A 21,148-nucleotide genomic window follows, 5' to 3' on the forward strand; every position below is an offset into this window, starting at 1 on the left:
ATACAATTTTCGTTGGAGAGTCCAATGTTTAAAGGAGTCCAGTTATCAATACTTATGAACAGAAAGTTAAAACTTTGGGAGTTGAATCGCCCAACAGTAGAGGAGTTTAAAGAAAAAGAAAAGTTTCCACTTGTGGTGGTGCTTGACAACATTAGAAGTTTAGCAAATGTCGGAACGTTTTTTCGAACTGCTGACGCATTTAATGTTTCGCAAATTATTTTAGGTGGAATTACTGCTCAACCACCTCATCGAGAAATTCAAAAGACAGCGTTAGGGGCTACTGAATCTATCGACTGGGAGCATCATGAAAATCTAGTGGATGTACTGAAACAATATCAAGCAGATGGATATGTCGTTTATGCGGTTGAACAAGCTGAGAAAACGACTTTATTGCACGAAATGAATGTAAAACCGCAAGAAAAGCACGTTTTGGTTTTTGGAAATGAAGTGGATGGGGTTCAACAAGAAATTATAGATATAGCTGATGTGGTGTTGGAAATTCCTCAATTTGGAACGAAGCACAGTTTGAATGTTAGTGTTTGTGCTGGGGTGGTTTTGTGGGAGTTTGTGAGGGAGATGGCGTTAGGCTGTAGGCTGTAAGCTGTAAGCTGTAAGCTGTAGGCGTTAGGCTGTAGGCGGTGGAGGGTTTTGAAAATAAACTTTGTTCATTTTGGGTGCTTTTAACACAGAGCACACGGAGGTTTTTACAGAGATCCACAGAGAGAAAAGGAGTTATAAAATTCAGCTAAATTTGCGCCTTATTGCCGTTCTCCGCGGTTAAAACTGCCTATTGTTTTGTGGTTAAAACCAGGATACCGTTTCTTAAAATCAGCTAATTTCGCCGTTCTATCCACCTCAAATTGCTTTGCTGCTTTAGATTCAGGATGTAAAGAACGGTGCTCAAACAACATTCGAATCTTATCGTATTCTAAACATATCTTCTCTGTTTCAGCTGTGAAATATGTATCCTTAAATCGATTCCAAATTTCATCTACCGCTATTGCATTTGGATGAACTCCGTCTTTTGAATAATAAGCATAATCACGCATTTCATCCATCATCAATTCATATGCTGGAAAATATTCTACGTTGCCATATTGATCATTCAATTGGTGAACTGCATTTAGTAAAACGGCTTTGCTGCGTGAGTTTTCTATCAATCCATCTTTGGTGTGGCGCACTGGACTTACCGTGAAGATAATTCTCACATCGCTTTCAGCTTTTAGTTTCTCAATGACGTTACTCCATTTATTGGAAATCTCTTCAACTGAAAGCAATCGCTTTTCAAAATCATTTTTGGCGGCTTTATGACAATTTCCAACAATGTGGTTAATGGATTTCTTATGATACACCCATGCTGTTCCAAAAGTTACGAAGAGGATTTTTGACTGATTTAAATTTTCTAGAAAGTCATTACGAAGGACCTTTAGTTTCGAACGCAGTTCTTCTTGACTATATGCAAAACAAGTACTATTGGCCAACCAAGACAAAGCAACACCTTGTCGTTCAAACACAGAATCCATTAAGACCTCATCCTTTACCAAAAGTATCTCGGCCAATGAAATTGGATTAAAAACTACTCCAAATGGATTCGCTTGAACAGGAAATCCAGCTTGTGTCATTTTCGAAGATAAATGTTCTGAGAAACAACTTCCCAGAAAGGAATATTGTGATTTATAATCAACAATTTTATTTTCAGAAATTTTTACTCTGGTCTTTTGCATGGCTTATGCGTTTTCTGATAAGGTTTCTTCCAACACTCTACTCCACCCTTCCCATTTACCATAATCTCCAATTGTTTCATTGTGCCAAAGTGCAACAAAATTTCCGCCATAAGTTTGAACTTCCTTTTTGAGACTTTTAACAGTCCTTACCGATTCTTCTATGGTCAATCCCATGTATTCATTCAATGTTCCATCCATATAAGAAATGGGATGTAGCTTTAAACTTGAAACTCGATTTTCTATTAAATTGAACCACATAAACGGTCGAGCAAGACCAGCACGAAATCCTAACTGATCGGCATAGGCCAAAGAGTAGTCATCCGTAAACCCCACCCTTTCTAAATCAATATATGTAATGGGCAGCTTGACCTTCAAAAAATGTTGTCGGGTATGAACTACCTCGCGATCGAGAATTTCTTCTAGACGTAATTTTTCTTCCTTTAAGCTTGACTTAGATTGGTTAGAACGATAACTCGGATGTAGTCCAACGTGGGCAAACTGGTCGACTTCATAAATCAATCTACGGTGGTGAAGGTTTTTGTAATCGACATTTCTATCGTAAGTTCCATAATCCCCCAGCAACCAAAACACTTTAACATTAAATCCACGTTTTGCAATAGCTTCAATTTGATCGAAAGTATCATAGGGGTCTTTTTTTCTGCCCGCCAAAACCTCTTTCCGTTCTTTTATTCGCTTTCTGTCGTTTTTAATAAAATCCTTTGTCGTACTCATGAATTTTCTCCATCCTTTTTTCAATCGATAAGCATAGGTATTATCAATATCGAAAGTTGGAATCACATTAAAAGGAATTTTCTGTGCGTTCAAAACACAAGCCGTTTGTGTTTCTATAAATGCAATAAATTGTTCTGACCAGCGCTCAACAATCAGTTTATCGAGCCACTTCATTTCAAAAAGCAATGATTTCGCACCAATGTTTCTATCGTGTTGATCGGTTTCTTCTTGAAGATAATCATCATATAATGAAGCGACATAAAAGATACTGGCCAAAATATCTGGCACACCATCAAAACTCAACACTTCATTTTTATTCCATTCGGCTTTAAGGACAATATGCTTAACGATATCGTCTTCATAAAGCAAAGTTGATGGATAAATCTTAGCGTCTTCTGAAAAGGCTAGATCTTCAGAGTAGGCTAACTTTGGCAAAGGCGCTTTTTTAAAACTTTCCTCATCATACACTAACTGATAGTCGACCTTTCTTTCATCAAAGACAAGCGACAAAGTATAACTTAAGCGATATGATATTTGGTCGGAATATATTGTGAGCATAATGCTAATCTACTTAATTTTTGTTTGAGGTAATACGCTAAACGTTAAAAATAACACATAATCCTTTAAAAATCATAGCGTGCCAACCTACCGTTCGATACACTTCACAATCTCCCCTGCGATAAACTCAGCTGCTTTTCCATCGCCATATAGACTCGGGAATTCTGCATCTTTCATGTCAAGCATTGCACGGACTCCATTAACAATTCGGTTTTGGTCTGCATCAGCGATGACAGCTACACCTTGCTCTACAATTTCAACCCATTCAGTTTCTGGACGGAGAATCACACATGGTTTTTTAAAGAAATACGCCTCTTTTTGTAATCCACCACTGTCGGTAATAATCAATTCACAGTTCTTTTCTAATGAAATGATGGTCAGGAATGAAACTGGTGGAATAATTTTGAATTGTTTACAACCTTTGATCTTCTGATGAAATTCCTCTGAAAGATGTTCTTCCATACATTTATGAGTACGTGGATGCAAAGGCAAAACAATCAAATGATCGGGATAAAGTTCTGTGATTTCTAAAAATGCTTCGAAAATGGATTTCAGTTTCTCTGAATCATCGGTATTTGCACCTCTGTGTACAGTCGCCAAGAAATAAGGTTTGTGAAGTAAGTCTAGTTCTTGGTGTGTCGTTAAATTTCGGTCTGCTATTTCTGAAAAGTAGAGACTGTTGTCGTACATAATGTCCCCACTGTGATAAACTTTAGGATTATCTGCATTGAATGGACCAACATTATCTAATTTGAATCCTTCGTTTTTTAAATGCCTTACTCCAGTTTCAGTCGGCGAAAAAAGCAATGTCGAAACGTGATCGCACATAATTCTATTAATTTCCTCAGGCATTGATTTATTGAAACTTCTTAATCCTGCTTCGATATGCACAATTGGAATCCCCATTTTAGAACCAGCAATTGCTCCTGCCAAAGTTGAATTCGTGTCACCGTAGACCACAATTGCATCTGGCTTTTCCTTTAGAAATAAATCCTCTAATCCTTTTATCATCTCAGCTGTTTGCGACCCGTGAGATCCAGAACCAATATTCAGATTGTAATCTGGCTTTGACAAACCCAATTCAGTGAAAAACACCTCTGACATTTGCTCGTCATAATGCTGTCCGGTATGCACTAAAACCTCTATCAGTTGATCTGCATACTTAGTTTTGATTGCCCTAGACAGGGCTGCTGATTTTATAATCTGTGGACGAGCGCCAATAATGGTGATGATTCTTTTCATGAATGCAATTTGAAAAACGAAAATAAACAATTTGTAGGAATCTCTCTCCAAAAGTTCAAACGAAAAGAATCATTAGAAATACCAAATAGACGGTATGAATAAACCAAACATTTTTTGGCATTTTTGCACATTCATGGGAAACAAGAAGAAAATAGCATTGGTTGGAAACCCCAACTCGGGAAAAACCTCTTTATTTAATCAACTAACGGGGTTAAATCAAAAGGTAGGTAACTATCCAGGGGTTACTGTTGACAAACGTTCTGGAACAATTAAGTTACCCAACCAGGAGTTATGTGAACTAATAGACTTACCAGGAACTTACAGCTTATCTTCAAAAAGCGAGGATGAGAAAGTGGTTCAAGACATCCTATTAAATCCTAAGTCTGCAGCTTTTCCCGATTTAGTCATCCTTGTTGTTGATGGGACAAATCTTGCCCGAAATTTATTTTTAGCTTCTCAAGTGATTGAAATGGGAATTCCTACAATCATGGCGATTAACATGGTGGATATCGTGGAGAAATCTGGAGATCAATTAAAAATAAGAGCTATTTCTGACTATTTCGATGTACCAACAACGGCTATTTCAGCACGTAAAAACAAAGGAATTAAGGAATTGTTAGAATTAGCAACGACTGAAATAAAACCTTCAACTAAATCACTTTTCAATAAAGAAAAATACGAGAACATACTCGCTGAGGCAAAGCATTTATTTGAATCAACAACGCCTTATATGTTGTTTAAACAAATCAACAATGCACAATCTTTACTGGATGAAAAAGGATTGATCGAATTAAAGGCAATTATTGAAAAGAAGAATTTTGAACCGCTGAAAGAAGAAATTTTAGAAATTAGTGATCGTGTAACGACAGTCAATAAAATAAGTACAACTTTTTACATCAAAAAGTCGCATAAAAAGCAAAGCACAGTCACTGATAAAATTGATCAGTATGTGACCCATCCTTTTTGGGGATTCTTGATTTTTCTTTCGGTGTTTTTTATTCTCTTTCAGGCCATTTTCACTTTTGCATCTTATCCTATGGATTTCATCAACGACAGTATAGTTGATTTAGGAGCATGGGTTGGTCACCTCCTTCCCGACTCTTGGTTTGCAGACTTTATTGCCGATGGAATTTTTGCAGGTCTAGCGGGGGTTTTGGTCTTTGTTCCGCAAATCATGATTCTTTTCGCATTGATTGCCTTGCTCGAGGATACGGGTTATCTTTCTCGGGTGAGCTTTATGACGGATGGACTATTAAAGCGCTTTGGTATGAATGGAAAGTCGGTAATTCCTCTTGTTGGTGGTTTTGCTTGTTCGATTCCTGCAATTATGGCTGCACGTTCCATAGAAAACAAAAGAGAACGGTTCATTACTATTTTCATCATCCCATTGATGTCTTGTTCTGCAAGATTACCTGTATATGTCTTCTTGGTTTCCTTTATTGCTCCAAATGAATACCTGTTTGGTTTTATCAGTGTGCAAGGTTTATACATGATGGGATTGTATTTGCTTGGTTTTGGTGTAGCTTTATTGGTAGCCATGGTCATCAATCTATTTTCGAAAAGAAAAAGTGATGGAAGTTTTATTCTGGAATTGCCCAACTATAAAATTCCTAGCCTTAGAAATGCCCTTAATGCGGCCATCAATAAAGGGAAAATATTTGTTCTTCAAGCGGGTAAAGTGATTTTGATTGCCTCAATCATATTATGGGTCTTGTCCTACTTTGGGCCAGGAGATCGATTCGAACAAATTGATGAGAAGTACACGACTTTAATTGCAGAAAATGAAGTTTACGCTGATTCATTGTACACTCAGATGAGCAGTGAGAAATTAGAGAACTCTTACTTGGGAATTATGGGAAAAACCATCGAGCCCGTAATTCAACCTTTAGGATTTGATTGGAAAATTGGAATTGCAATTGTAGCTTCTTTTGCAGCACGTGAAGTTTTCGTTGGTACAATGTCAACCATATACAGTGTTGAAGGAGGAGAAGAAAACGAAAAAGGACTTCGAGCAATTAAGTTCTCTTATGCAACAGCATTCTCCTTGTTGATTTTCTATGTTTTTGCTTTACAGTGTATGAGCACCATTGCAATTGTAAAACAAGAAACTGGAAGTTGGGGTGTTGCAGGAATACAATTTTTAGTCTTTACTGGGATTGCGTATTTGGCTTCATGGTTGACTTTTGTTTGGTTGGGATAGAAATAAAGCTTGCGCTTTACAGTAGAGAGTGTGAGTAAGGAGTATTGAGAAGTCAAAACAGGTGACTGAGACTCTCCAAATCACTGCTGTTTCTTTTTCAAAAAGTAATATTTTATAATTCAGTATTTTTCCTTTAACTTTGCTTATATAATGCATATAAAAAGATGAAAGAAGAAGGTTTTAAAATAGAAGAAAGAGCAAAAGTCAGTCCTTCATTAAGCGGTTTAGAAGATTGGATTGAAGGGGTTATCATCAAGATTTTCAAGAATCCTTTTTTAGGAGATGAAATTGCAATCAAAGATGAGCATGGGAGAATTTTCTTTGGTGAAAAGAAGTACTTTAAAAAGAAATAAGAATGTTTGCTATCAGTTTTGACATGCTTATTTCTGATCTAAAAACTCATTACGGTGAAGTTTATAATAATGCCTATTATGAAATCGCAACAGTTTTAGAGAAGTTTGGATTTTATAGAGGCCAAGGCAGTGTTTATCTATCTACTAATAATGACATGGCCAATTTATTGCGTGCAGTAAACGCATTAAAAAATATTGATTGGTTTAAGAGTTCGGTTAGAGATATTCGAGCTTTTAGAATTGAGGATTGGTCTGACTTCACCTCATTCATAAAGGAGGATTAAACTTCCTCTACAATTACAGCCCTTACGCAAAATCACAATATGGTTAAATCAAAAAAACTGGAATTTTTCAATCCCAGTTTTTTTTATTTAGTTTAAATGAATCAGCAAGGATTCTTTTTTAGTTTTTTTGACTTCTACCCCTTTTGAATAATTAAGGATGAATTGAAGTGTAGATTTTGATGGCTCTTTTTTATCCTCCACCATCCCCGGAGCTGTTTTTGAGTAACTGTTTGCCATAAGCATTTATATTTGAGTTTGATATATAAACGCAGTATATTTTAGTTTATTTTAAATGTTGAAAATTAATTAATAAAAACCAACATACAGCACTAAAGGAACAGTAGATTTTACTGATTACATCAGCATACCTCCACACACGTTTAAAGTCTGTCCGGTAATGTATGTAGACATATCAGAACCTAAGAAAACAACTGCATTTGCAACATCTTCTGGAGATCCACCACGTTTTAAGGGGATACTATTTCTCCATTCTGCAACCACTTTTTCATCCAATACTTCTGTCATTTCAGTTTCGATAAATCCAGGAGCAATAGCATTGCAACGGATACTACGTGAACCTAATTCTTGAGCAATTGATTTTGTAAATCCAATCATCCCCGCTTTAGATGCAGCGTAATTTGATTGACCAGCGTTTCCTGAAACACCAACAACTGACGACATATTGATAATCGAACCTTTTCTGGCTTTCAACATTGGACGCTGAACAGCTTTCGTTAAGTTAAATGCAGATTTCAAATTGGTATTGATTACCTCATCCCACATTTCTTCGGTCATACGCATCAACAAATTATCGCGCGTAATTCCAGCATTATTAACCAGTACATCAACAGTTCCAAATTCTTTTACTACATCCTCCACCAAAGTTTGTGCAGCATCAAATTCTGCTGCATTCGATTTGAATCCTTTCACTACTCCACCATCTTTTGTGAGTTCTGCGATTAAGGCATTGGCTTTTTCTTCTGATGATAAATAGGTAAAAGCTACTTTTGCTCCTTCTGCAACGCAACGTTCTGCAATTGCTTTTCCGATACCTCTTGAGGCACCTGTAATCAATACTACTTTATCTTCTAATAACTTCATTGCTGTGTTTTTCAATTTCTAACAAATATAATACTCCTGCAATAGTGAAATGACATTATTGAGGAAATTTTATGCCCGCCTCCTCTTTTTTTTAGTCCGAGGCTATAGGCTCGTTAAGAATTTCATTGTATCTACTCCATCAGCATAATCATCAAGTGCAGGTGCTTGTGCTGCTCCAAATGGAATGTATTCTTTACCAATTATGGCTTGAATTTTTTCTTCATTCTTTGTTATATACGCTTTTGCTTCCTCTTTATTTTCATAAAAGTGGTAATGCAACATAGCTACTGGAGCAAATAACTCTTCTGTTTCTCTTGTCAATAGAAATCCATTTTCAATGATTTTCTCCTGATTCATCAAAAATATGGCTTTATAATAATCGTAATTGTTACAGTATTTGTTGTGATTTATGACCTCTCCATAATCTACAATTGCGCCAAATATATTGTTTAAATCATACCCTTTTGGCAATAGCAAATGAGAAACATTACGACAGCCTAGACCATAATAGGAGAAAATATCTTTTCCCAATTCTTTTAATTCTTCAGGAGATTCTGTGCCGTCTATTAAAGCGACAGAGGTTCTGTTTTTTCGAATGACTCTAGGTAGATGTCCAAAATACTTTTCAAAATACCGTGCTGTATTATCACTTCCTGTTGCAATAACGGCTTCTGCGCTGTTCAACTTATCCACTAAATCTATTTGATTTTCTAATTCAGGTTGAAGTGCAACAACAATTTCCAATAGTAAAGGAATTAAAATCTTATCATCACGCGATAATTTGATACTGGCCTTATTGCCCGAAAAAATAGTCGAAAGGACATCATGAAAACCGACCATAGGAATATTTCCGGCAAGAATTAATCCAACAGATTTTGGTTTTTTCACTAAAGGATAACGTTCCACCCATGCAGATAAATTTTCTTCAGACAAACTTTCTCCAATCTGAGTTAAACTTTCACGAATAGAGGCCTCAGAAAACCAACCATTATGAGCTTTTGCTCCTAAAATGGCGGTTTGCATTCTGTCATAAAACTCTCCTGCTACAAATGGATTAAAAGCTTCGCGATCTGCTTTAGCTCCCCACTTCTTCATGCTATTCCCTAAAATTGAAAACGTCTTGATTGTTTTTAATCTATCCATGTGAATCTCCTAAATAATTTATGTTCAATAAAACAAAACTCCTTATCAAAGGTTTATTATATTTGCAAATGTAGAGAAGTAACGCTTAAAAAGTAGTAAAATGGCAATAATAATTACGGACGAATGCATCAATTGTGGCGCTTGTGAGCCTGAATGTCCGAACAACGCGATATACGAAGGAGGTGCTGAATGGGCATGGGCCGATGGTACCACTTTGAAAGGAATGATTACCACGCTAAATGGAGAAGAAATTGATGCTGAGCAGGAGAACGAACCTGTAGACATGGATATTTATTACATCGTAACGGATAAATGTACAGAGTGTGAAGGCTTTCACGACGAACCTCAATGTGCAGCTGTTTGTCCGGTTGACTGTTGTGTTGATGATCCTGATTTCCCAGAAACGGAAGAAGAATTACTGAAGAAAAAGGATTTTATGCACCTTTAATATTAAATCAAAGCATTCAATAAGAAAGTCAGTCTGAGCATATCAAGGCTGACTTTTTTATTTCCCAGCAATACTAAGTCAGCAACAATTTTTCCACATTTCATCCAATACATTTCTAAATTTTTCGTTGCAATAGCACTGTGAAAATCAATTGAAAAGCTTATTTTCGTTATCAAACCTCAAAACCGAATGCGTGGAAAGATTTATTAATATTTTGGTCATCGACAATAACCCTGTTAATGTCAATGGCTTACAAGCTATGTTACTAGGAGGTGGTAACAATTTAATAATCTGCGCTGATGAAGCTTCTGCTCTTCCTGTTCTTGAAAAAAGAAAAGTAGGAATCATTCTCATCAATATTCAAAGTGAAGCCGTTAATGGTTTTGAACTCCTTCAAAGGTTAAAATCCAACCCTAATTCTCGTGACGCCTACAAAATTGTTATTAGTGACACCTCTTCTAGTGGTGCACGATTGGTAAAAGGATTTAAAGAAGGAGCAGTCGATTATATTACGAGTCCCTTCAATCCCAATTTGGTCAAAGCGAAAATTGAAGTATTCAAAACCTTATACTTTAAAGATGTTCGAATCAATATGTTGTTGGAAAATATATTTCCTACAACAATTCTAACAGACTTAAACTCAATAGGCCGGTTTTCTCCAAGGAAAGTGAATGAAGGTGTGGTTTTGTTTACCGATTTTGTTGCATTTACTAAATCAGCAAAACTCAAAAAACCTTTAGAACTACTCCGTGAACTTGAAGGCTACTTCAAAAAATTTGATGAAATCATGGACCGCTATTGTCTTGAAAAAATCAAAACAATTGGAGATGCTTATATGGCTTTGGCAGGAGTTACAGAGAAAAATCAGAATCCAGCCATACGTGCGACATTAGCCGCTATAGAAATTCGTGATTATGTCATTAGCAGAAAACAGTTGGCTAATGCCACTAATACCAGTTCTTGGGATATTCGCATAGGATTACACTCAGGTCCGTTGGTTGCAGGAATTATCGGTTCTAAAAAAATCAGTTTTGATGTTTGGGGGGATACCGTAAATATTGCCGCAAGAGCCGAACAAAATTCTGTAGAAAATAACATAACGGTGACAGCTGATGTGGCCAAACACATTCTTCCTTACTTTGACATTACGCATCGTGGAGAAATAAAAATAAAATACGGAAGCTATGTTGATATGTACTTTGTCGACCAATTAAAAACGGAACATTCTTTATTTCAGGAAGGAAAAGTACCCAATAGTGATTTGCGTAATCAATGTGATCTTCCTCCAATGGATTTTGAATTTACACGTCGCTTTATGATCAATAAATTAAAATCATCCCTTCCTGACGAGTTGGATTACCATAACATCAAACACACCTTAAATGTAGAACGTTCTGCAATCAGAATAGCCAATTTGGAAGGTGTTGATGGTGAAGATTTGATTCTATTAAAAACCGCTATTCTTTTTCATGACTCTGGATTTATTGTTCGCTACGAAGACAATGAACAATTTGGAATTCAAATGGCGAAAACAAAGCTCCCTAAATTTGGATATAGTCCAGCGCAAATTGAAACCATTTGTGAAATCATTTCTGCGACCAAAAGTGACCAACAACCTAAAACACTATTAGAAAAAATCATTTGCGATGCTGATCATGATTATTTAGGTCGTGCAGACTACCACAACATTGCCAAAACATTGAGGAATGAGCTCTCCAATATGGGACGTGAAATGACCGATCTTGAATGGATAGATTTTCAGTTGGATTACCTAGAAAAGAAACATCGTTTTTATACCCAGACATCCAAAAACATACGCATAAGAAGTAAAAAAATGAGAATTGCTGAACTCAAGAAAATGAAACAACAATTACTTCAATCCTGATTTAAATTCATTAATCACATCAATATACAGTTGTTCATATTCTGGAAGAATTGCTCCTAAACTAAATTGCCTTGCTTGCAACTGCGCATTCTTTTTGAACTCATTTAAAGTCTGATCATCGTTTAAAATCTTCACTCCATTCTCTGCCATTTCATCGACGTTTCCTACTTCAGACAAATAACCAGAGTAACCTTGTTTATTTACTTCGGGAATTCCACCAGTATTTGATGAAATCACAGGAACTCCTACAGCCATAGCTTCTAGCGCTGCCAAACCAAAGCTTTCAGTTTGTGATGGCAATAGAAATAAATCTGAAAGGCTCATCAAATTTGCTGCGTCCCTAATTTTCCCAACCATCATTACACGATCACAAGCACCAAGTTCTCGACACAACAATTCCACGTTGTAACGCTCAGGACCATCTCCAATAAGTAGTAGTCTAGATTTTACCGTTTTATTGATTTTATGGAAAACACGAACAACATCTTCTACACGTTTAACTTTTCTGAAGTTGGAAACATGACAAATAATGCGTTCATCATCTTGTGCATACTTTCTTCTACGCTCCAAGTCTTGTACTAAAGGGTCTTCTGCGAAGTTATGAATGAAATTCGGGATCACCTTTATTTCACGATTTGTTGCAAAGTGTTTATAAGTATCCTGTTTTAAACTTTCCGAAACTGCAGTTACCGCATTGGATTGGTTTAAACAAAAAGTAATTACAGGTTCAAAAGATTTATCACGACCAACAAGAGTGATGTCTGTTCCGTGTAAAGTTGTGATAAAAGGAATATTTACTCCTCGAGATTTTAAAATCTGTTGTGCCATAAAAGCGGCCGAGGCATGAGGTATTGCATAATGAACATGCAATAAGTCGAGTTGCTCATGCTCTACTACATCAACCATTTTACTGGCTAATTCAGTTTCGTAAGGCTGATATTCAAACAAAGGATAATTGGAGACCACCACTTCATGATAAAAAATATTGTCTCTAAATGAACCCAAACGAACAGGTTGTGAATAGGTAATAAAATGAATTTGGTGACCTTTTGCCGCCAATGCTTTTCCTAATTCTGTAGCGACAACACCACTTCCTCCAAATGTTGGGTAGAGAACAATTCCTATCTTCATGATTCAATTTTTGTTTAAACGAACAAAACGTTCAGCTTAAAAGTATTCAGAAAAAACAAATCAGAAGCACTGTTGTTCGTTCAAATTATCAATATTTATTTTATTCTCCCAACACTTCATAAATAACACGCTGTATCTCAGTACGGATATTCATTCTTACCAATTTCCAATTTTCTGCACTTGGATAAACTCTATTGGAAAGAAAAACATAATTAATTTCACTTTTCGGGTCAGACCATGCTACCGTACCTGTAAATCCTGAGTGCCCAAAGGAAGCTTTAGATACCGCTTCAGCAGCAGGTCCACCAGTTCCGGTCACAACAGGTTTATCAAAGCCTGCACCTCTTCTATTTTTCGGACAATATTGACACCCTGTATATTCAGCAATTACTTCAGGAGACAGGTATTGCTGTCCACCATAACTCCCCTCATTTAAGAGCATTTGCATAAAACCTGCAAGATCTGTTGCACTTGAGAACAAACCTGCATGACCACCTACTCCGTTCGTCATTGCGGCCCCCATATCGTGAACATGACCATGCACCAATTGATGTCTGTAATAGGTATCTTTTTCGGTAGGTGCAATTCGACTCAAGTCAAAGTTATTCAAAGGATGGTAACCTAAAGTAGTTAATCCCATCGGTGCATAAAACTTTTCACTTACAAATTCATCTAAGGGCAAAGAAGAGGTTTTTTCAATAATTTTTTTAGTGAAATAGTATCCTAAATCTGAATATTTATATTTTTTAGAACGCAAAGGTTTAGAAAGAATTATTTTCAGGATTTCCTCTTCATAGTTGTCACGCATATATAAGTTATTCGCGACAATAGAATTCATATTTGCAAAAGGTGTTGTGGCATACAAAGAGGTATCTGGGCGTCCATTCACCAATGTTTGAGTATAGAATGGCACCCAAGGGATTAAACCAGCTTGATGGGTCATAACATCTCGCATCTTCAAATTACCATACACAGTACCACGCGTGTATTCGCCAAGGTAATCTCCTAGAGTACTGTCCAGAGAAAACTCTTTTTGATCTTGTAAATACATCAAAGAAGCCGTTGATGAAACCACTTTTGTGATGGAAGCTAAATCATATATTGTTTGGTTATCAACAGGAATTTTATTGTCGTAGGTTTGATGTCCAAAAGCACGTTGATAAATCACTTTCCCTTCTTTGGCAACCACCACCTGACAACCTGGATAAGCTTGTTCTTTAATTCCATTCAGAGCAATTGAATCAATACGGTAAAAAGCTGTATCTGATAGTCCCAATTCCATTGGTACCGTAAACTTCAATCGTGAAGCTGCAGGGGTGGTCAAACCAAATCCTTCTTGATAATCTTCGCTTAATGTAATGGGCAGTTTAGATACAGCTTGGAATCCACCAAAAATTAACTGTGCGGCTCTATTTTGTCCAGATTTTGTATTTTGAAAAGCCAAGATTACAGCATCCACATGCTCAAAGGGCAATCGATCATTAATGGCATATGGATTTCCAAAAATACTCACGTACACATTTGATTGTTCAGGCATTTGAGTCAACAATTCTCTCCAACCGTCAGGGTAACTAAAGTCATTTCTTGGCAACACCGACGGAGCAATAATGTTGACATAAATATTATCATAGTTTTTAAAAGCGAATTTATAAATCGCCCAAGCGTCTTTTGCTGTTTCCACATTGGCAATATCAGCCTTAGTATAGAAAGCTGCTGCTTCATTAAAGGCACTCCCATCCCCACCGATATTGATGATTAAATTTCTACCTGAAGCATCTTTAACGGGGATTGCATGCTCATTTTTTATGACTGTTAAAGCTTTTTCATAAATACTTAACTTCGCAAAATCAATTTTCTCTTGAGAAAGTACAGGCTTCTCGTTGTTTTCATGCACAATAGCATAATACTTAGCTCGCAAAACACGCATGGCTTTTTCATTCACTTCTTCTTCAGAAATTTCCCCTTTCTCAACAGCGATTCGTATGGCTTCGATGGATTCTTTAACTTTTGAAGGATATAGCAGAATATCATTCCCTGCCAGATAGGCTCTTTTGACAATATCTACATCCCCATAATGCTTGGTCAACGCCCTCATGTTCAATGCATCACTAATGATTAATCCATCAAATTTTAATTCCTCACGTACTATTCCTTTTATCGTTTTGGGTGATAAACTTGAAGGCAATCCAGAATCATCAAGTGCTGGAACATTAAGGTGTCCCATCATAATTGCAGAAGCTCCAATCAATCTTCCTTGTCGATAAGGCAACCAATCTATACGGCTCAATTCAACTTTAGATTTATTTACGGTTGGCAAGTCCAAATGCGAATCGACATCAGTATCACCATGGCCAGGAAAATGCTTCATACAAGTCAATACGTTGAAATTTTGCATTCCTTTGATCATTTCGTTGGATTGTTTTGAGACAAGCAACGGGTTTTCACCAAAAGACCTGAAGCCAATGACTGGATTTTTAGGATTCGTATTGATGTCAACCACAGGCGAGAAATTCAGGTGAATTCCCAATTCATTCATTTCTGCCCCCATGGCCTGAGCAATCAAATGGGTACTGGCTAAATCATTTGCTGCTCCCATCGTTAACTGAAAAGGATAACGGTCCTGATCACTGATTCTCATACTGCTTCCCCATTCTCCGTCAATTCCAACAAGCAATGGCAATACACTTTGATTCTGGAAGCGATTAATTGCAGTTTTTGTTTCTTCGGTTGTTCCTTGAAAAGTAATGATTCCTCCAATTTTATGGACACGCACCAAGGAATCGATGAGCTGTAAATGAGCTTCGCCTTTTCTAGGCGTAACTTCAACCATAAAACTTTGCGCAATCTTTTCTTCAAGGCTTAATGTTTCTAACTTCTCCAAGGCCCATTGAGGAGAAAGTCTCATGTATGCAGGTAGGCCTGTGGATTCTTTTGTAGCATCATTAGGAACAACACTTTTTTGCACAGACCAACTCACGAGTCCACTAGCAAAAACAAATAAGAGCGTAAATATTGCGGTAATTTTCATGAAAGTCTAAATTCTGAGGTTTAAATATACGATATAAATCAGTCCTACTAAGCAAAATCTCTGCCGAAGTGTCACAACTTATCCACTTGGAATAAATATTGAGAACAAATATAATCAAAGCTTAAACTTCAGCTTGTGTTCATTAGAAAAATGAATAAATAAGATGCTTTAAATGATTTTAAAAACTTTAAAATTTGATGTATCTTTATGCTTTGATATAAAAAAGGTCAGAATATGCTAGAGCGAATTAGGTTCATGAAAGTGAATCGCAACAAAAGATTTGATTATACACCTCGATATTACGACGCACGAAAAGAGCGTATTCGACTGATGCAAAAAGCATACAGTGAGGAAGAGAATACTTCTCTTACTGAGCAGCAAGCACGTTTACGTGATAAAATGCACAATGCTTGGCAGTCTGAAAAATCATATAGTCAACAATCTAGAGCGGCCAACATACGACTGGTAATAATTTTAGTTGCTTTACTTTTCGCAACCTACTTTATTCTTGATTATGTTGATATTTTTGCAGCTGAAGTAATTGATTTAGAAAAACAATAAATAGAACCACAAATTAGGATTAAGGAATGTCAGAAGTAATTCGTTTACTCCCCGATAATATAGCCAACCAAATCGCCGCTGGAGAAGTTATTCAACGACCTGCCTCTGTGGTCAAAGAATTAATTGAAAACGCTGTTGATGCAGGCGCGACTAAAATAGAGTTACACATCAAAGACGCTGGTAAAACATCTATTCAAATCATTGATGATGGAAAAGGAATGTCTGAAACTGACGCCAGAATGTCATTTGAACGTCACGCTACAAGTAAAATTACCGCTGCAGCAGATTTATTCACTTTAAAAACCAAAGGATTTCGAGGTGAAGCACTTGCCTCAATTGCCGCCATTGCACATGTTGAAATGGAAACCATTGAAGAAGGGGAACAGGTTGGAACCAAAATAGAAATCGCTGGAAGTAAAATTACGTCACAAGAGCCTTGCTCTAGAGCAAAAGGGACTTCAATTTCTGTGAAGAATTTATTTTTCAATGTTCCTGCAAGACGCAACTTCTTGAAATCAGACAATGTTGAAACAAAACATATTGTTGAGGAATTTAATCGCATTGCTTTGACCCATCCAGAAGTTGGGTTTGTACTTTCACACAACGGGAACATTATCCACAGTTTAGATAGCGCAGGATTAAGAAAGCGAATTGTAGACCTTTTCGGACGAAACTTTAACAATAAACTGGTCCCCATTGAGGAGGAAACAGATTTAGTTAAAATTACTGGGTTTATTGTTAAGCCTGAATTTTCAAAAAAAACCCGTGGTGAACAGTACTTTTTTGTCAACAATCGATTTTTCAAGGACAGCTATTTTCACCATGCTGTAGTTTCAGGATATGACAATTTAATTGCCCCGAAACACTTTCCGTCTTATTTCATCTATCTTGAAGTTCCTTCGGAAACCTTAGATGTAAACGTTCATCCGACAAAAACTGAAGTTAAATTTGAAGACGGTAGAAGCATCTATAGCATCTTGAGAAGCACAATTAAATTAGCCCTAGGAAAGTACAACATTGCACCCAGTTTAGATTTTGAACACGAGCCGCAATTTGACTTATCAATTGAGCAACAAAATAGTCCGATACGACAACCTGAAGTTAAAGTAGACCCTACTTTTAATCCATTTAAGACTTCATCCGATGCTGCAGGTTCAACTTCATCCGGAACGGGTTCTTTTGGAGGTGGTTCAGGATTTAGTGGAAGTGGCTCTTCAGTTTCATCCAACAGTTTTAAGTCACTTCGTCCAAACAAAGAAGAATGGGAAGACTTTTACAAAATAACCGAAGAAGTTGAGCAAGAAGAAACAGAAGTACCAAGCAATGAAATACAATATGAAGAGCCTTTGAAGTCCAGCACCCATAAAATGCAACTTCACCGTAACTTATTATTGGTTCAGGTGAAATCTGGAGCGCTTTTGGTTCACATCAACCGTGCGAATGAGCGAATCTTATATGACGATTTGATGGAGCAATTCATGTTGTCTCCTATTGCTGGACAACAGTTGATGTTTCCTTATGAATACAACATACAAGCCACCCAAAAGCTGGAGTGGGAAAACAATTCGACACATTTAAAGCGACTCGGTTTTGATTGGAATTGGCAAAACAACACCTTGGTTTTATCCAGTGTACCATCAATGCTTGAGGTAGAATACGTGACACAATGTTTAGATGCAATAATTGAAAAAATAACCCATCAAGACCTCGACAAAGGAGAACTTGTTCACGAACTCATTTTGTCACTTTCTGCTGCGGCAACCAATCATAAAAACAGAACTCTTTCTGAAGAAGAAATGAACTACTTGGTTGATCGTTTGTTCCAAAGTGAGCAACATCAATATTCTCCAAGTGGAAAAAAAATTATGAACACAATTTCAATTGAAGAATTGTACAATTATCTATCATGAATAATATACTCGGAAACATGCCCCCTGTGGTCAAGAACATTCTTCTACTGAATGTTGTCATGTACATTGTAAAAATGCTTGGAGAAATGCAAGGCATTCCAATCACCAATCTTTTGGGTGGATATGTATTTAACTCGCCTTTCTTTGAACCTTACCAAATGGTAACGCATTTTTTTATGCACGGTGATTTCTTCCACATCCTCTTTAACATGTTTGCCTTAGTCATTTTTGGAACTTCTTTAGAGCAAGTCTGGGGACCAAAACGCTTCTTTATCTTCTACATGGCAACTGCTTTAGGAGCCTTTTTCTTACATCAAATCGTTGGTTATTTTGAAGTCAAAATGATAGAAGAACAACTTGTTTCAGCTGGATATGATATTTTCCTACTGCAAGAAAAAATAGCTTTATACCGCTCTGGTTCTATTAGTACATTTGGACTTATTCCAAACACACAAGGACTTGTACAAGATTATATGGCAGGAATCTCAACACCAGTGGTAGGTGCTTCTGGAGCTGTTTACGGAGTATTGGTTGGGTTTGGATTCCTCTTCCCTAATACGCGTTTGATGCTGCTCTTTCCGCCTATCCCAATTAAGGCTAAATACCTTGTAACCATCATGGTAGGGATTGCTATTTACAACTCTTTCATCAACAACCCTGGAGACAACATTGCACATTTGGCCCATTTGGGGGGTGCTATTGTTGGATTTATCATGGTTTATATTTGGCAAAGAGACAAACGTAAATTTTATTAAACTATGAACCGTACGTTTAAAGACGAAATTAAATACCAGTGGAATAACGGAGGGATGCACATCAAATTGATGGGAATCAACCTTGCCGTGTTTGTTTTGATTAAAGTTATCTTGGTTTTTGGAGCACTTTCTGTTCCACAAGGGTATCTCAATCCAATGGAGAATGTTGTTTTTGACATCTTTACATTGCGCGGAGATTTTCAAGGCTTTTTGACCCACCCTTGGGGAATTATCACCAGTATTTTTGCCCATTTTGATTTTATGCACTTTGCATTTAACATGCTTTTCTTTTATTTTATCTCTCGCTTTTTTCTCCTGTATTTCTCCAATCAAAGGATGTTATACACCTATATTTTAGGGGGATTAATGGGGGGAATATTTCAAATACTAGCCTACTCCATCTTCCCAGCCCTTCAAGGGAGTCAAATTTTTGTAGTTGGTGCTTCCGGCGCTGTGAATGCAATATTTATGGCTGCTGCTTTTTATCGTCCAATGGCTGAAGTTCATCTCTTTGGAATGATCAGATTAAAAATGATTTACATTGCAGGGGCTTATATTTTATTGGATTTAATTCAAATGGGGGGCACAGATAACGTTGCGCATTTTGCTCATCTTGGAGGTGCTGCTTTCGGAATTTTATCCATTTATAACATTGACTCTAAAAAGAACGTGATCAATTTTACTAGAATCACAGTTGAAAATTTAAAAGCGAGCCTTAAAGGCAAGCCAAAAATGAAAGCACATAAAGGTGGAAAAGCAGCTGGTAAAACTACTGCGCAAAATCTTTCCGATGAGGAATACAATCTCAAGAAAAAGAAAAAGCAGGCTGAAATTGATGCGATTTTAGATAAAATATCAAAGTCTGGATACGATAGTTTAACCAAGAAAGAGAAACAAATCTTGTTTGACCAAAGCAAATAAGACATGAATTGTTAACCCTTATGATTTTTAGTCTGCTCAAAATAGGAATTCGCATTGTCACACTTGCCTTTACACTCGGACTACTTTTGAGTTATGCTAGTGCATGGATATCTCCAAAATCCTTGTGGTTTTTTCAACTTTTGGGCCTCGCCTATCCCATACTTTTTGTGGGAACATTGATCTTCGCACTTCTCAACTTTATGCTCACAAAGAAATATGCCTTTTCTTTAATTGTATTGCTTCTCGGAAGTTTTACACATGCCCGGTATTTTGGTGTCAGTTTTCCTAAAAACAATGAAGCTCTAATCAGCGCTTCGAACAATGAATTGAGCATTATGTCTTTCAATGTTCGACTTTTTGATGCCTACCAATTAATTGTCCCCAAAATAGAAGACAGTAAGGCTGAGTTCACAGCCTTTTTCGAAGAAAATCCAACAGACATACTTTGTTTGCAAGAATATGCAGAAAACAAGTCTAATAATAAACTAATCTCTCCTTCCGAAATAAAGAAAATTGGCGGATATACTCACCATGTTACTACATTAACACTTGAGGCCAGGAGGATGACAATGGGACAAGCTATTTTCTCAAAATACCCCATCATTAACTCAGGTTTAATCGGAGACTCTAGCAGGAGCATCCCTAGTATTTATGCCGATATCGTCAAAGGAGAAGACACTGTTCGTATCTATAACTTTCATTTAGAAAGTATACGTTTTCAAAAGGATGAATATTCATTATTTGACACTTCTATTTCGAGTGACAAAGATTATTCACAACGAATTACCGGTTTATTAAGTAAATTAAAAGAAGCCTATCCTCCAAGAGTTCAACAAACCCGACAAATCATTTCTCATGCCGCAGAAACATCCTACCCAACACTACTATGTGGAGATTTAAACGACCCACCAACTTCCTATACCTATTCTACGATTGCAAAACAATTTAACGATGCATTTTATGCTGCAGATTTTGGAATGACCAGAACCTATGCGGGCAAAGTTCCAGCAGGTAGAATTGACTATATTTTTCACGATGATAAATGGATTCCAACAACATTCAATACACATCATGAAAAAACACTTTCAGACCATTACGCTATATCAAGCACGCTGAAAATCATTAAGTAAAAGAGGTTTGCATTTTCACTTTAAATAAGTCACTCCAGTTAA

The 21,148-nt window shown here is 36.8% G+C and carries 19 protein-coding genes; 11 read left to right on the forward strand and 8 right to left on the reverse strand.

Features of this window, described 5'->3' with window-relative positions; translation table 11 throughout:
* The first annotated feature begins 54 nt into the window (after positions 1-54).
* A complete protein-coding gene (locus tag ACN0U3_RS04545) occupies positions 55-600 on the forward strand; it encodes an RNA methyltransferase (RefSeq protein ID WP_417265309.1) in 546 nt (181 codons plus the stop codon).
* A gap of 158 nt (positions 601-758) precedes the next feature.
* Here the strand turns inward: ACN0U3_RS04545 and ACN0U3_RS04550 are convergent, their stop codons facing one another.
* The 3 genes from ACN0U3_RS04550 to wecB all read right to left on the reverse strand — a co-directional run bounded on the left by ACN0U3_RS04550 (position 759) and on the right by wecB (position 4,256).
* Positions 759-1,724 carry a GSCFA domain-containing protein gene (locus tag ACN0U3_RS04550; protein ID WP_417265310.1) on the reverse strand — a complete coding sequence of 322 codons (966 nt, stop codon included), beginning with the start codon at positions 1,722-1,724 and terminating at the stop codon, positions 759-761.
* A 3-nt stretch (positions 1,725-1,727) separates the two neighbouring features.
* Positions 1,728-3,014: a polysaccharide deacetylase family protein gene (locus ACN0U3_RS04555; RefSeq protein WP_417265311.1), complete on the reverse strand. Its 1,287-nt coding sequence runs from the start codon at positions 3,012-3,014 to the stop codon at positions 1,728-1,730.
* An 87-nt stretch (positions 3,015-3,101) separates the two neighbouring features.
* Positions 3,102-4,256 carry a non-hydrolyzing UDP-N-acetylglucosamine 2-epimerase gene (gene wecB / locus ACN0U3_RS04560; protein WP_417265312.1) on the reverse strand — a complete coding sequence of 385 codons (1,155 nt, stop codon included), beginning with the start codon at positions 4,254-4,256 and terminating at the stop codon, positions 3,102-3,104.
* A gap of 133 nt (positions 4,257-4,389) precedes the next feature.
* On the opposite strand from wecB, the gene feoB reads away from it, so the two are divergent.
* From feoB to ACN0U3_RS04575, 3 genes are all read left to right on the forward strand, one after another.
* Positions 4,390-6,456 (forward strand): ferrous iron transport protein B, encoded by a 2,067-nt coding sequence (feoB, locus tag ACN0U3_RS04565; protein WP_417265313.1) that lies wholly within the window; start codon positions 4,390-4,392, stop codon positions 6,454-6,456.
* 164 nt (positions 6,457-6,620) lie between these two features.
* The gene (locus ACN0U3_RS04570; protein WP_299201720.1) at positions 6,621-6,809 is read left to right on the forward strand and encodes a hypothetical protein; all 189 of its coding nucleotides are present in this window, start codon (positions 6,621-6,623) and stop codon (positions 6,807-6,809) included.
* Between the two features lie 2 nt (positions 6,810-6,811).
* Positions 6,812-7,093, forward strand: coding sequence for a virulence protein (locus ACN0U3_RS04575; protein WP_417265314.1), 282 nt, complete (start codon positions 6,812-6,814; stop codon positions 7,091-7,093).
* Positions 7,094-7,180: 87 nt separating this feature from the next.
* Here ACN0U3_RS04575 and ACN0U3_RS04580 read toward each other — a convergent pair whose 3' ends face one another.
* The 3 genes from ACN0U3_RS04580 to ACN0U3_RS04590 all read right to left on the reverse strand — a co-directional run bounded on the left by ACN0U3_RS04580 (position 7,181) and on the right by ACN0U3_RS04590 (position 9,289).
* On the reverse strand, positions 7,181-7,330 hold the full coding sequence (locus tag ACN0U3_RS04580; protein ID WP_417265315.1) for a hypothetical protein: 150 nt from the start codon (positions 7,328-7,330) through the stop codon (positions 7,181-7,183).
* 117 nt (positions 7,331-7,447) lie between these two features.
* Positions 7,448-8,194, reverse strand: coding sequence for a 3-oxoacyl-[acyl-carrier-protein] reductase (gene fabG / locus ACN0U3_RS04585; RefSeq protein WP_299201711.1), 747 nt, complete (start codon positions 8,192-8,194; stop codon positions 7,448-7,450).
* 102 nt (positions 8,195-8,296) lie between these two features.
* On the reverse strand, positions 8,297-9,289 hold the full coding sequence (locus tag ACN0U3_RS04590; RefSeq protein WP_417265316.1) for an acyl-CoA reductase: 993 nt from the start codon (positions 9,287-9,289) through the stop codon (positions 8,297-8,299).
* Positions 9,290-9,437: 148 nt separating this feature from the next.
* Between ACN0U3_RS04590 and ACN0U3_RS04595 the strand changes: the two genes are divergently transcribed.
* Together ACN0U3_RS04595 and ACN0U3_RS04600 are read left to right on the forward strand one after the other, a co-directional pair.
* Positions 9,438-9,785, forward strand: coding sequence for a 4Fe-4S dicluster domain-containing protein (locus tag ACN0U3_RS04595; protein ID WP_417265317.1), 348 nt, complete (start codon positions 9,438-9,440; stop codon positions 9,783-9,785).
* Between the two features lie 193 nt (positions 9,786-9,978).
* Positions 9,979-11,670 (forward strand): adenylate/guanylate cyclase domain-containing protein, encoded by a 1,692-nt coding sequence (locus tag ACN0U3_RS04600; protein WP_417265318.1) that lies wholly within the window; start codon positions 9,979-9,981, stop codon positions 11,668-11,670.
* On the opposite strand, the gene bshA is transcribed toward ACN0U3_RS04600, so the two are convergent.
* Both bshA and ACN0U3_RS04610 read right to left on the reverse strand, forming a co-directional pair.
* Positions 11,656-12,801, reverse strand: coding sequence for an N-acetyl-alpha-D-glucosaminyl L-malate synthase BshA (gene bshA, locus ACN0U3_RS04605; RefSeq protein WP_417265319.1), 1,146 nt, complete (start codon positions 12,799-12,801; stop codon positions 11,656-11,658). The two genes, ACN0U3_RS04600 and bshA, sit on opposite strands and share 15 nt — an antisense overlap.
* 100 nt (positions 12,802-12,901) lie before the next feature.
* Positions 12,902-15,829, reverse strand: a complete 2,928-nt coding sequence (locus ACN0U3_RS04610) for a glycoside hydrolase family 3 N-terminal domain-containing protein (RefSeq protein ID WP_417265320.1) — start codon at positions 15,827-15,829, stop codon at positions 12,902-12,904.
* 234 nt (positions 15,830-16,063) lie between these two features.
* Between ACN0U3_RS04610 and ACN0U3_RS04615 the strand changes: the two genes are divergently transcribed.
* Genes ACN0U3_RS04615 through ACN0U3_RS04635 form a run of 5 tightly spaced genes read left to right on the forward strand, consistent with a single transcriptional unit; the run spans position 16,064 to position 21,106 of the window.
* Positions 16,064-16,390 carry a hypothetical protein gene (locus ACN0U3_RS04615; RefSeq protein WP_417265321.1) on the forward strand — a complete coding sequence of 109 codons (327 nt, stop codon included), beginning with the start codon at positions 16,064-16,066 and terminating at the stop codon, positions 16,388-16,390.
* Positions 16,391-16,416: 26 nt separating this feature from the next.
* Positions 16,417-18,300 (forward strand): DNA mismatch repair endonuclease MutL, encoded by a 1,884-nt coding sequence (gene mutL, locus ACN0U3_RS04620; protein WP_417265322.1) that lies wholly within the window; start codon positions 16,417-16,419, stop codon positions 18,298-18,300.
* Complete coding sequence (locus ACN0U3_RS04625) at positions 18,297-19,055, forward strand: rhomboid family intramembrane serine protease (RefSeq protein WP_417265323.1); 759 nt, start codon at positions 18,297-18,299, stop codon at positions 19,053-19,055. Before mutL ends, ACN0U3_RS04625 begins: the two co-directional genes overlap by 4 nt.
* Before the next feature lie 3 nt (positions 19,056-19,058).
* Entirely contained in the window at positions 19,059-19,976 is a 918-nt protein-coding gene (locus ACN0U3_RS04630; protein WP_417265324.1) for a rhomboid family intramembrane serine protease, read from the forward strand.
* 20 nt (positions 19,977-19,996) lie between these two features.
* Positions 19,997-21,106 (forward strand): endonuclease/exonuclease/phosphatase family protein, encoded by a 1,110-nt coding sequence (locus tag ACN0U3_RS04635; RefSeq protein WP_417265325.1) that lies wholly within the window; start codon positions 19,997-19,999, stop codon positions 21,104-21,106.
* The last annotated feature ends 42 nt before the right edge of the window (positions 21,107-21,148 follow it).

The organism is Brumimicrobium sp. (genome assembly GCF_048268645.1).
Taxonomy (GTDB): domain Bacteria; phylum Bacteroidota; class Bacteroidia; order Flavobacteriales_D; family Crocinitomicaceae; genus Brumimicrobium; species Brumimicrobium ulvae.